The organism is Escherichia sp. KTE159, from assembly GCF_000408805.1.
Lineage (GTDB): Bacteria > Pseudomonadota > Gammaproteobacteria > Enterobacterales > Enterobacteriaceae > Escherichia > Escherichia marmotae.
In genome coordinates this window covers 35,584-47,076 of sequence record NZ_KE137295.1, presented here as the reverse complement: position 1 = coordinate 47,076, position 11,493 = coordinate 35,584, and the positions used below count along the sequence as shown (strand labels likewise).

12 protein-coding genes are annotated in these 11,493 nt (G+C 51.8%); 3 read left to right on the top strand and 9 right to left on the bottom strand.

Translation table 11 applies throughout. The features are described 5' to 3' along the window. Positions 1–15: 15 nt before the first annotated feature. Positions 16–999, top strand: coding sequence for a quinone oxidoreductase (locus A31E_RS02840; protein WP_000235536.1), 984 nt, complete (start codon positions 16–18; stop codon positions 997–999). A 163-nt stretch (positions 1,000–1,162) separates the two neighbouring features. Here A31E_RS02840 and pspG read toward each other — a convergent pair whose 3' ends face one another. Both pspG and dusA read right to left on the bottom strand, forming a co-directional pair. Further along, complete coding sequence (gene pspG, locus A31E_RS02845; RefSeq protein ID WP_000891405.1) at positions 1,163–1,405, bottom strand: envelope stress response protein PspG; 243 nt, start codon at positions 1,403–1,405, stop codon at positions 1,163–1,165. A 135-nt stretch (positions 1,406–1,540) separates the two neighbouring features. Then, on the bottom strand, positions 1,541–2,536 hold the full coding sequence (gene dusA / locus A31E_RS02850; protein WP_001272039.1) for a tRNA dihydrouridine(20/20a) synthase DusA: 996 nt from the start codon (positions 2,534–2,536) through the stop codon (positions 1,541–1,543). A gap of 153 nt (positions 2,537–2,689) precedes the next feature. Here dusA and zur point away from each other — a divergent pair, with 153 nt between their 5' ends. Continuing rightward, positions 2,690–3,205 carry a zinc uptake transcriptional repressor Zur gene (gene zur / locus A31E_RS02855; protein WP_000416265.1) on the top strand — a complete coding sequence of 172 codons (516 nt, stop codon included), beginning with the start codon at positions 2,690–2,692 and terminating at the stop codon, positions 3,203–3,205. A 41-nt stretch (positions 3,206–3,246) separates the two neighbouring features. Here zur and A31E_RS02860 read toward each other — a convergent pair whose 3' ends face one another. From A31E_RS02860 to dgkA, 4 genes are all read right to left on the bottom strand, one after another. Next, complete coding sequence (locus A31E_RS02860) at positions 3,247–3,456, bottom strand: CsbD family protein (protein ID WP_001030602.1); 210 nt, start codon at positions 3,454–3,456, stop codon at positions 3,247–3,249. A gap of 115 nt (positions 3,457–3,571) precedes the next feature. Next, positions 3,572–4,897, bottom strand: a complete 1,326-nt coding sequence (gene dinF, locus A31E_RS02865; protein WP_001517569.1) for an MATE family efflux transporter DinF — start codon at positions 4,895–4,897, stop codon at positions 3,572–3,574. A gap of 72 nt (positions 4,898–4,969) precedes the next feature. Beyond that, complete coding sequence (lexA, locus tag A31E_RS02870) at positions 4,970–5,578, bottom strand: transcriptional repressor LexA (protein ID WP_000646076.1); 609 nt, start codon at positions 5,576–5,578, stop codon at positions 4,970–4,972. 109 nt (positions 5,579–5,687) lie between these two features. Further along, positions 5,688–6,056, bottom strand: coding sequence for a diacylglycerol kinase (gene dgkA / locus A31E_RS02875; RefSeq protein WP_000002905.1), 369 nt, complete (start codon positions 6,054–6,056; stop codon positions 5,688–5,690). 170 nt (positions 6,057–6,226) lie between these two features. Here dgkA and plsB point away from each other — a divergent pair, with 170 nt between their 5' ends. Then, positions 6,227–8,650 (top strand): glycerol-3-phosphate 1-O-acyltransferase PlsB, encoded by a 2,424-nt coding sequence (gene plsB, locus A31E_RS02880; protein ID WP_001517568.1) that lies wholly within the window; start codon positions 6,227–6,229, stop codon positions 8,648–8,650. A 212-nt stretch (positions 8,651–8,862) separates the two neighbouring features. On the opposite strand, the gene ubiA is transcribed toward plsB, so the two are convergent. From ubiA to malM, 3 genes are all read right to left on the bottom strand, one after another. After that, the gene (gene ubiA, locus A31E_RS02885) at positions 8,863–9,735 is read right to left on the bottom strand and encodes a 4-hydroxybenzoate octaprenyltransferase (protein WP_000455236.1); all 873 of its coding nucleotides are present in this window, start codon (positions 9,733–9,735) and stop codon (positions 8,863–8,865) included. Between the two features lie 12 nt (positions 9,736–9,747). Further along, entirely contained in the window at positions 9,748–10,245 is a 498-nt protein-coding gene (gene ubiC, locus A31E_RS02890) for a chorismate lyase (RefSeq protein ID WP_000019214.1), read from the bottom strand. 178 nt (positions 10,246–10,423) lie between these two features. Further along, the gene (malM, locus tag A31E_RS02895; RefSeq protein WP_001517567.1) at positions 10,424–11,344 is read right to left on the bottom strand and encodes a maltose operon protein MalM; all 921 of its coding nucleotides are present in this window, start codon (positions 11,342–11,344) and stop codon (positions 10,424–10,426) included. Positions 11,345–11,493: the final 149 nt, after the last annotated feature.

The following is an 11,493-nucleotide window of genomic DNA, read 5'->3' as shown; positions in this document are numbered from 1 at the left end:
AGTAAAGGAGTTTAAATGGCAACGCGCATCGAATTTCACAAGCATGGTGGCCCGGAAGTACTGCAAGCCGTGGAGTTTACTCCTGCCGATCCAGCAGAGAATGAAATCCAGGTCGAAAATAAAGCGATTGGCATCAATTTTATCGACACGTATATCCGCAGCGGCCTTTATCCGCCGCCATCACTGCCCAGTGGATTAGGCACCGAAGCGGCTGGCATAGTAAGTAAAGTCGGCAGTAGTGTGAAACATATTAAAGCAGGCGATCGCGTGGTCTATGCGCAGGCGGCATTAGGGGCTTACAGTTCTGTGCATAACGTCAATGCTGATAAAGCAGCGATTCTGCCAGCAGCGATCTCTTTTGAGCAAGCTGCCGCCTCGTTCCTGAAAGGCTTAACGGTTTATTATCTGCTGCGTAAAACCTATGAAATCAAACCTGACGAGCAATTCCTGTTTCATGCCGCGGCGGGTGGTGTGGGCCTGATAGCCTGTCAGTGGGCGAAAGCCTTAGGGGCGAAACTTATTGGCACCGTGAGCACCGCGCAAAAAGCACAAAGTGCCATAAAAGCCGGGGCATGGCAGGTGATTAACTATCGCGACGAAAATCTGGTCGAGCGATTAAAAGAGATCACCGACGGCAAGAAAGTGCGCGTGGTATACGATTCCGTAGGCAAAGATACCTGGGAACGGTCGCTGGATTGTCTGCAACGTCGCGGTTTAATGGTCAGTTTTGGCAACTCATCAGGCGCGGTTACCGGTGTGAACTTAGGCATTCTCAATCAGAAAGGCTCGCTGTATGTGACGCGCCCTTCCTTGCAAGGCTATATCACCACGCGGGATGAGTTAACCGAAGCCAGTAATGAACTGTTTTCATTAATTGCCAGCGGCGTGATTAAGGTCGATGTCGCGGAGCAACAAAAATATCCGCTGAAGGATGCGCGGCGCGCGCATGAGATTCTGGAAAGCCGGGCAACGCAGGGTTCCAGTCTACTGATCCCATAAAGAAATTGGGCTTCCACCTGGGAAGCCCTTTCTTTTATAGTTCGGCTGTATGTAGGGTACAGCTCGATGAATTTGTTTGACGCGCAATAGTGACAGATTTGATTATCAATTCCTATTTTGTTCTAAGGATAAAACCTTAGGTTGTGATCATCCGCACAATCCCTTAGTAACGCCAGCGGTCATAGCGCTGATATTTCGGCACTTTTGGTGCTTTAATCGTCTTGATTACCCACACTACTGCAATCGCCAACAGCAGCCACGGCAACAACTTGATCATCAATGCCAGCATACCGCCGAGGAACATAATGGCCGTCGCCACAACCAGCGCGGCGATAATACCCAGCAACGAAACACCAGTGACCATCAACATGACAAAAAAGCCAATAACGAAAAGTAGTTCCAGCATGATGTTCTCCCAAAAATGAAATCTCTTGCTGCCATTACAAGAATCATGCCAAAAACTAATATATTGATTTATCAAAGAAAACGCCCCGCGACCGTGCGCAGGGCGTAGTGAATTTGACTACTTTATGGTGAAAAATTAACGCTTGTCCGCCACCAGTTTGAGCGCGTGTTCCAGCACGTTAATATCGGCACCTGCTTTATGGGCATTTTCACTTAAATAACGCCGCCACTGCCGCGCGCCAGGGATCCCCTGGAACAACCCCAACATATGGCGGGTGATATGACCGAGATACGTACCCTGGCTAAGCTCGCGTTCAATGTACGGATACATGGCTCGTACCACCGCCACCGGATCGGCATCGGTATCCGAGGAACCAAAAATCTCACGATCCACCGCCGCCAGAATGCCGGGGTTTTGATACGCCTCGCGCCCGACCATCACACCATCCATATGTTGCAAATGCGCTTTAGCCTCTTCCAGCGACTTAATACCACCGTTAATCGACATCGTCAGATGCGGGAAATCACGCTTCAGTTGATAGACGCGCGGGTAATCGAGCGGCGGGATTTCACGGTTTTCTTTCGGACTTAAACCAGAAAGCCAGGCTTTACGCGCGTGGATGATAAACATCTCGCATTCGCCTTTGCCGGAAACGGTGTTGATGAAATCACAGAGAAATTCATAACTGTCCTGATCATCAATGCCAATACGCGTTTTCACCGTCACCGGAATCGACACCACATCGCGCATCGCTTTCACGCAGTCGGCTACCAATTGCGCATTGCCCATCAGGCACGCGCCAAACATCCCGTTCTGCACCCGGTCAGATGGGCAGCCAACATTCAGGTTGATCTCATCGTATCCGCGCGCTTGTGCCAGCTTCGCACATTGCGCCAGCGCCGCCGGATCGCTTCCACCCAACTGCAACGCCACCGGATGCTCTTCTTCACTGTACGCCAGGTAATCACCTTTACCGTGAATAATCGCCCCGGTGGTCACCATTTCGGTATAGAGCAACGTATTGCGGGAAAGCAGACGCAGGAAATAGCGGCAGTGTCTGTCCGTCCAGTCGAGCATAGGAGCAATCGAGAAACGGTGTGCGGGATAAGCGGTTTGTGATTCTGCTGACATGGCGATTTTTTAAGCATCCGGTGAATTTGGGGCGCTACTATAGCATAACGAATATGCGATCAGGCAATGTGACAGCTATGTCCCCTGTTCTCGGCGTTTAAGTGAGAACTATGGTAAAGTAAGGACATTCTTAACCCCACTTTGAGGTGCCCAATGGAAAAGACCACAACGCAGGAGTTATTAGCGCAGGCTGAGAAACTCTGTGCGCAGCGAAATGTGCGCCTGACCCCGCAGCGCCTGGAAGTGTTGCGTTTGATGAGTCTGCAGGAAGGGGCAATCAGCGCCTACGATCTGCTTGATTTGCTGCGTGAAGCCGAGCCGCAAGCCAAGCCGCCAACGGTTTATCGCGCACTAGATTTTCTGCTTGAACAGGGTTTTGTACATAAGGTGGAATCCACCAACAGCTATGTGCTCTGCCATCTGTTCGATCAGCCAACTCATACCTCCGCAATGTTTATTTGCGATCGCTGCGGCGCAGTGAAAGAAGAGTGTGCGGAAGGTGTAGAAGACATCATGCATACACTGGCGGCAAAAATGGGTTTTGCCCTGCGGCATAATGTGATTGAAGCGCACGGATTATGTGCAGCGTGCGTGGAAGTAGAAGCGTGTCGCCATCATGATCAGTGCCAGCATGACCACTCTGTACAGGTGAAAAAGAAACCACGTTAAGAGGGCGTACGTCCTTGTACACATCGGGCAGGAGGGATTAATTACCAGCGGTAATCATGGCGTTTTTCCCAGCTATCAACCTCTTTCTCTGCCTGATCTTTCTGGTAACCGTAACGTTCCTGGATTTTACCCACTAACTGGTCACGTTTACCTTCAATGACCGTCATATCATCATCGGTCAGTTTTCCCCATTGCTCTTTCACTTTACCTTTGAACTGTTTCCAGTTACCGCCGACTTCGTCTTTATTCATATTCAAGTCCTCATCGTTAGGTGGTGAATGAGAGTACGCTCGCTTTTCTTCTGAACGTGGGATTAAGTGTAGTCAGGAATTTGGCTCAGGATTATTTATTCAGAATTTTTAACCATCACGTTTCAGCAAACCAGGTTCCATTGCGCCAATGACGCCGCCAGATAGCCGCCAGAGAAAGCCCGCGCAGAGCCAGAAAGACGGTTAATGCCAACCACAACCCATGATTACCCAACCACGGCAATGTGAGTAACGTAAGTGCAAAACCTGCCGCTGCCACTGCCATGCTGTTTCGCATTTCGGCGGCGCGCGTTGCGCCAATAAACATGCCATCCAGCAGATAACACCAGACTCCCACCAGCGGCAAAATGACCTGCCAGATAAGGTAACGATCGGCCAGATTCTGAATTTGGGTTAACGAGGTCAGCAACGCGATAATGTGTTCCCCTGCCAGCAGATAAACTACAGAAAACAACAGTGCCACGACACCTGACTGGCGGCACGCTGCGCGCCAGATATCCAGCAATTGACTACCGTCACGCGCGCCATACGCCTGACCAGAATGCGCTTCAACGGCGTAGGCAAAGCCATCCAACGCATAGGCGGTGAAGGTGAGTAACGTCATCAGAACCGCGTTAACAGCGATAATATCGCTCCCCAGCCGCGCGCCAATAACCGTTATTGCGCCAAAGCAGAGTTGCAACAGCAATGAGCGAAGCATGATGTCGCGGTTAAGCGCCAGTAAGCGACGGAAATTTCCTCGCCAGGCTGTTTTCAGCATTTCGCCGGAGATACCGCGCAGTTTGAGGATTTTACGTACCATGAGCAGACCAATCAGCAACGTCGCATATTCTGCAACAACCGTCGCCAGCGCTGCGCCCTGCACGTTCATATGCAGTCCCATCACCAGCCAGATATCCAGCACAATGTTGAGGATATTGCCAACCACTAACAAAATCACTGGCGCACGGGCATATTGCACACCGAGCAACCAGCCAAGCAGCACCAGATTCGCCAGCGACGCCGGGGCGCTTAGCCAACGGATTTCAAGAAAGCGCCGCGCCTGTTCCAGCACTGCTTCGCTACCGCCAACAATATGCAGCGCCAGATCGATAATCGGCGTACGCAGTAGAGCAATCAACGCCCCAGCCCCCAACGCCAACAGCAACGGCTGCACCAGCGCCCGCGCTAATGCCTGAGGATTTTGAGCACCAAAAGCCTGTGCAGTAAGCCCGGTAGTACTCATACGCAAAAACAGCAACAGCATAAAGAGAAAGCTGGTCGCCGTTGCACCAACCGCCACGCCGCCCAGATAAACCGGACTATCAAGATGACCAATAACCGCCGTATCAACCAACCCCAGCAAGGGAACGGTAATATTGGAGAAGATCATGGGTAAGGCGAGATGCCAGAGCGCTTTATCAGATGAAGTGAGGAATGCCATGCCGACAAGCCTGATGAAGAGAGATGAAAAACAAACCGCGACGCCAGGCGGCATCGCGGTATCAGAGATATATTACAGCCAGTCACCGTTGCGAATAACCCCAACTGCCAGCCCTTCAATAGTGAAGCTCTGCTGACGAAGGTCAACGACAATCGGTTTAAACTCACTGTTTTCTGGCAGCAGTTCGACTTTATTACCCTGCTTTTTCAGACGTTTAACGGTAACTTCGTCATCAATACGCGCGACAACGACCTGACCATTACGTACATCCTGGGTTTTATGCACTGCCAGCAGATCGCCATCCATAATGCCGATATCTTTCATCGACATCCCGCTGACGCGCAGCAGGAAATCGGCATTCGGTTTGAACAGGGAAGGATCGACCTGATAATGACCTTCAATATGCTGTTGCGCCAGAAGCGGTTCACCAGCAGCCACACGGCCTACCAGCGGCAGCCCTTCTTCCTCTTCATGCAACAGACGGATCCCGCGCGATGCGCCGGAAACAATTTCAATAACGCCTTTGCGTGCCAGCGCCTTCAGATGTTCTTCAGCCGCATTTGGGGAACGGAACCCCAAACGCTGCGCGATTTCCGCACGCGTCGGCGGCATACCTGTCTGGCTGATGTGATCACGAATGAGATCAAACACCTCTTGCTGCCTGGCCGTTAACGCTTTCATTCCGCCCCCTGGGTGTATATACAGTTATGCTGTGAGTATATACAGCAAAAGGTGATTTTGGAACCATAAACTGCACAATAAACCAGAGATTTATCGAATTCTGGAAGGGTTATCCAAAATGCGACCATAACAGGATGCACCAGGTAATCACTGCGACGATAATCGCGATCAACACCGCCGCGGACCCCATATCTTTCGCTCGCCCGGAAAGCTCATGGTATTCGGAGCCAATACGGTCAACTACGGCCTCGATGGCGCTATTGAGAATTTCTACGATCATGACCAACATGACGGAGCTAATAAGCAGTACGCGGGTTATCGCGTCCACATCCAGCCAGCAGGCGATGATCACCGCCAACAATACCGCAACGCCTTCCTGACGGAATGCCGCTTCGTTGATCCATGCTGCGCGTAACCCTTTCCAGGAATAGCCAGCAGCTTTGATAATTCGAGTGAATCCAGTGGTATTATTGGCCATTGAAAGAACCTTTTTACATTATGAGCGTCAATATCAGTGTACCGTTAAATCCGATGACTCGGGTTTGCATAACGCCGCGCGAAACATGAGCGGATACCACAGAATTTCCCATGACTTTCTGCTATCCTTGCCGCGCATTTGCATTATTAACCAGAGGCTTTACATCGTTTATGTCCGGCTGGCCACGAATTTACTACAAATTACTGAATTTACCATTAAGCATCCTGGTAAAAAGCAAGTCTATTCCGGCAGATCCTGCCCCGGAACTGGGACTCGATACCTCTCGTCCAATTATGTACGTTTTACCGTACAACTCAAAAGCGGATTTGCTGACGTTGCGCGCCCAGTGTCTGGCACATGATCTGCCCGACCCATTAGAGCCGCTGGAGATCGACGGCACGCTGCTGCCACGCTATGTGTTTATTCACGGCGGGCCGCGTGTTTTCACCTATTACACGCCAAAAGAAGAATCCATTAAGCTGTTCCACGATTATCTCGACCTGCACCGCAGCAACCCGAATCTGGATGTGCAGATGGTGCCGGTATCGGTGATGTTTGGTCGTGCGCCGGGGCGCGAAAAAGGCGAAGTAAACCCACCGTTGCGTATACTCAACGGCGTGCAGAAATTTTTCGCCGTACTGTGGCTTGGTCGCGACAGTTTTGTGCGTTTCTCGCCGTCAGTTTCGCTGCGTCGCATGGCTGATGAACACGGCACGGATAAAATTATCGCCCAGAAACTGGCGCGCGTGGCACGTATGCACTTTGCCCGCCAGCGCCTTGCTGCCGTGGGTCCACGCCTGCCTGCCCGTCAGGACTTGTTCAATAAGCTACTTGCCTCCCGCGCCATTGCCAAAGCGGTAGAAGATGAAGCCCGCAGCAAAAAAATCTCCCATGAAAAAGCGCAGCAAAACGCTATTGCGCTGATGGAAGAGATTGCGGCGAACTTCTCTTACGAGATGATCCGCCTGACTGACCGTATTCTGGGCTTCACCTGGAACCGGCTTTATCAGGGCATCAACGTCCATAACGCCGAGCGCGTTCGCCAGTTGGCCCACGACGGTCATGAGCTGGTATATGTGCCTTGCCATCGCAGTCACATGGACTACCTGCTGCTCTCTTACGTGCTTTATCACCAGGGGCTGGTGCCGCCGCATATCGCCGCTGGGATCAACCTGAACTTCTGGCCTGCCGGGCCGATTTTCCGCCGTCTGGGTGCGTTCTTTATTCGCCGTACGTTTAAAGGCAATAAACTCTACTCCACAGTTTTCCGCGAATATCTCGGTGAACTGTTCAGCCGTGGTTATTCCGTTGAGTACTTTGTGGAGGGTGGGCGTTCGCGAACGGGGCGTCTGCTTGATCCAAAAACCGGCACCCTGTCGATGACCATTCAGGCGATGCTGCGTGGCGGTACACGCCCGATTACGCTGATTCCGATCTACATCGGTTATGAGCACGTCATGGAAGTGGGGACTTACGCCAAAGAACTGCGCGGCGCGACGAAAGAGAAAGAGAGCCTGCCACAGATGCTGCGCGGCTTAAGCAAACTGCGTAATCTTGGACAGGGCTATGTCAACTTCGGTGAACCAATGCCGTTGATGACCTATCTCAACCAGCATGTGCCGGACTGGCGCGAATCAATCGACCCCATCGAAGCGGTGCGTCCAGCCTGGTTAACGCCGACGGTGAATAACATTGCCGCCGATCTGATGGTACGCATTAACAACGCAGGGGCGGCAAACGCCATGAACCTGTGCTGTACTGCGCTTCTGGCGTCACGTCAGCGCTCACTCACCCGCGAGCAGTTAACCGAGCAACTCAACTGTTATCTCGATTTGATGCGCAACGTGCCTTACTCCGCGGATTCAACGGTGCCTTCAGCCAGCGCCAGTGAGCTTATCGATCACGCGCTGCAGATGAACAAGTTTGAAGTCGAGAAAGACACCATCGGTGACATCATCATTCTGCCGCGTGAGCAAGCGGTGCTGATGACCTACTATCGCAACAATATTGCGCATATGTTGGTTCTGCCTTCACTGATGGCGGCAATTGTAACGCAGCATCGCCACATCTCCCGCGACGTATTGATGGAGCACGTTAACGTGCTGTATCCAATGCTGAAAGCAGAGCTGTTCTTGCGCTGGGATCGCGACGAATTACCGGGTGTGATTGATGCGCTGGCGAATGAGATGCAACGTCAGGGGCTGATTACGCTGCAAGATGATGAATTGCATATCAACCCGGCGCATTCCCGCACGCTTCAGTTGCTTGCCGCAGGTGCGCGCGAAACGCTGCAACGTTATGCCATCACTTTCTGGCTGCTGAGCGCCAACCCGTCAATCAACCGCGGTACGCTGGAAAAAGAGAGCCGCACCGTGGCACAACGTCTCTCTGTGCTACACGGCATCAACGCACCGGAGTTCTTCGACAAAGCGGTGTTCAGTTCTCTGGTGCTGACGCTGCGTGATGAAGGGTATATCAGCGACAGCGGCGACGCCGAACCGGCAGAGACGATGAAGGTGTACCAGTTGCTGGCGGAGTTGATTACATCCGATGTGCGTTTGACGATTGAGAGTGCGACGCAGGGCGAAGGGTAATTGGTGAGCGTTGCCGGATGCGGCGAAACCGCCTTATCTGGCCTACCATGACCTGCAAATTCAATAAATTGCGATGTGTTATGTAGAGCTGATAAGCGCAGCGCATCAGGCAGCTTTTCACAGAAAAAAGCCGGATAATGGACTGCACCCCAAAAGTTGGACACCCAACTGATTAAGGTGCAGTCCATAATCATCCGACTTTTTTTACATCATCAGAAATGCCAGTAACTCATTGCCAGCCCTAAAAATAGTACCAGGCCAACATAGTTATTATTCATAAACGCTTTAAAGCAGGCTTCACGCTCGCGATTGGCAATCAGTTTTTGTTGATAAACAAACAGCGCGCCCGCTACCAGAATTGACCAGTAATATCCCCAGCCTAAGCCATTTAACTCGCCAATAATCGCCATCAGTACCAGTACGCCGACCTGCAAAATGCCGATAATCAACTTATCGTATTGACCAAACAAGATTGCCGTGGACTTAATGCCAATCTTTACGTCGTCGTCACGGTCAACCATCGCGTACTGAGTATCGTAAGCCACCGCCCAGAGAATATTGGCGAGGAACATCAGCCAGCAGCTTAACGGTACTGACTCACTCACTGCGGCAAAAGCCATTGGAATCGACCAGCCAAACGCCGCGCCCAGCACCACTTGCGGTAGATGGGTATAACGTTTCATAAATGGGTAAACCCATGCCAGCACCAGCGCAGCAATCGACAACAGAATGGTCATCGTATTCAGCGTCAGCACCAGTAAGAACGAAATTAGCACCAGCACCACAAACAGTGTGCGCGCCTCTTTCTCAGTCACCGCGCCACTGGGAAGCGGTCGGTTTGCCGTGCGCTTAACATGACCGTCAAACTTACGGTCAGCATAGTCATTCACTACACAACCGGCGGCGCGCATTAGCCAGACGCCAGCAACAAACACCGCCAGGATCCAGAGCTGGGGAACACCTGGTGTCGCCACCCACAGCGCCCACAAAGTTGGCCAGAGCAGCAGTAACGCGCCAATTGGCTTATCCGTACGCATTAAGCGGTGAAACGCCAGCAGCTTATTTTGCGTCAGACTCCACTCCATATTTTTTTCCTCTTAGTACAACGGTGATGCCGGTAAAAACAGTTCGGTCAGCAGCAGCGGCTTACCGCTTAATCGCAGGCGGGAACGTCGTCCCCACAGTCCGGCATCACGGCCTATCTCAATAAAGTCCCGGGTTAATGTCGATGATGTGAACAGATAGCGCCCTAACGGCGTTTTACCCAATTTTTGTAACGCCAGCTCAGGGCCACTTAACGTTGACACAGGAACGACGGTACGCCCGGCAAGCCAGGGTTCACCATCAGCACATAACAAAATTTCACGTAACCAGTAACGAGACTCTTTCGGCAGCAGCGGCAATTCTTCGGGGATTTCATTCTGCTCGACAAACCCTTCGCGGATCATCGTCACACTCACCGTTTTTCCCTGCTGTTCAAAACGTTTGGTCATGGAATCTTCCAGCAACAACCAGTCGAGCAGTTGCGGTTCCAGCGCAGGGATCTCTGCAAAATAGCGCAGCGCACGCAGTTGCGTTAACGCGGGGTGTGACATGCCGAACTCTCCGTTACATAACGTAAAGGCATTGTATCGCAGAAAAGCGTTAACGGGAGATGTAAAGCATATTAAGTGATCTAATACGCAACAATAACGCAACAATCACCAAGGGAGAGAAAAAAAGGTGCATCAGAAGACGCACCAGTTGTTGCAAAATCAGCACTGTGGGGCGTAATTACCCCTTGCCTTTTACACTGCTGATAAAGGTGGAACGGGCAGATGTCGATCCCAGACGTTCAGCTTCATCAAGCAGTTTTAACGCCTTATCAACATCACCTTTCGCGACAGCGTTTTTGATCGCGGTATTAAAATAACTTTCCGTGTCGTTGAGCATAGGTTCGCTTTTCTTCGCTGACACTGGAGCAGGCGCAGCTACGGCTGGCGCTGCCGTGTTGCCTACCGTAACCGGAGCAGGAGCGGAAGAACCAAACAGCGGCCCTACCAACACGCTGGAGCTGGAGTTGGTCTTCACTTTCAGCTTCAGCAAGCCATCAGTGGTATGACGGGCAACCGGATCTGGAATATCCGGCACCGAGTTACCAACGCCTTTGGCATAGGCTTTTGCCGGGTCGAGCAGTTGGGTCGTCTGCTGGAGATCTTTTTCAGTGGTAAAGACCAGAACATAAAGCTTTTGCTGCCCCAGTGCTGGCGTCAGGCGCATAACCCCTTCCAGGCGATCGGCACTCATGACGCCGGGTTCCTGATAGGTGAAATAACTGCTGGGGAAGAAGGCCGATGGCGTCATGTTTTGATCAAGAATCAGCACATTCGGCGCAAATACGCTGGTTTGTTTGTTCACTTCACTGGTCAGCGTCAGAGTAAGCTCGCCAATATTGGCCGGAACGCTGTATGCGGCAACCGGGCCACTGATACCAGGGATGTTCAGTTGTTGGCCGCCGGTCGCCAGTTGGGTCGTCTGAGTCTTAGATTGGTCGACCGGTGTCCAGGTTAATTGTTGCAGCGCGGCAGATGGAATGGCTGGCGCGTCGCTGGTGTTTTGCGGTACGTAGTTGACGTTGGCCAGGCTGATTCCAGGCGCACTCGCCAGCACCCCTGCTGATAAACAGAGGGCGATGAGACTTTTATTCATTTTCATTGTTTTCACCTCAAAATCTGGAGTTCAGCGGTGGCCAGGCAATAGCGCGCTAAACCCGATAAACAGAGGGGCTTACGCCCTTTATAGATAATGACAACCTGTTTTTATGCCGGATGCGGTGCAAGCACCTTATCCGGCCTACATTCGGC

Excerpts from the sequence above, each read along its gene's own strand:
- A31E_RS02840 (WP_000235536.1), top strand. The coding sequence starts at position 16 with ATGGCAACGCGCATCGAATTTCACAAGCATGGTGGCCCGGAAGTACTG.
- pspG (WP_000891405.1), bottom strand. The coding sequence starts at position 1,405 with ATGCTGGAACTACTTTTCGTTATTGGCTTTTTTGTCATGTTGATGGTC.
- dusA (WP_001272039.1), bottom strand. The coding sequence starts at position 2,536 with ATGTCAGCAGAATCACAAACCGCTTATCCCGCACACCGTTTCTCGATT.
- zur (WP_000416265.1), top strand. The coding sequence starts at position 2,690 with ATGGAAAAGACCACAACGCAGGAGTTATTAGCGCAGGCTGAGAAACTC.
- A31E_RS02860 (WP_001030602.1), bottom strand. The coding sequence starts at position 3,456 with ATGAATAAAGACGAAGTCGGCGGTAACTGGAAACAGTTCAAAGGTAAA.
- dinF (WP_001517569.1), bottom strand. The coding sequence starts at position 4,897 with ATGGCATTCCTCACTTCATCTGATAAAGCGCTCTGGCATCTCGCCTTA.
- lexA (WP_000646076.1), bottom strand. The coding sequence starts at position 5,578 with ATGAAAGCGTTAACGGCCAGGCAGCAAGAGGTGTTTGATCTCATTCGT.
- dgkA (WP_000002905.1), bottom strand. The coding sequence starts at position 6,056 with ATGGCCAATAATACCACTGGATTCACTCGAATTATCAAAGCTGCTGGC.
- plsB (WP_001517568.1), top strand. The coding sequence starts at position 6,227 with ATGTCCGGCTGGCCACGAATTTACTACAAATTACTGAATTTACCATTA.
- ubiA (WP_000455236.1), bottom strand. The coding sequence starts at position 9,735 with ATGGAGTGGAGTCTGACGCAAAATAAGCTGCTGGCGTTTCACCGCTTA.
- ubiC (WP_000019214.1), bottom strand. The coding sequence starts at position 10,245 with ATGTCACACCCCGCGTTAACGCAACTGCGTGCGCTGCGCTATTTTGCA.
- malM (WP_001517567.1), bottom strand. The coding sequence starts at position 11,344 with ATGAAAATGAATAAAAGTCTCATCGCCCTCTGTTTATCAGCAGGGGTG.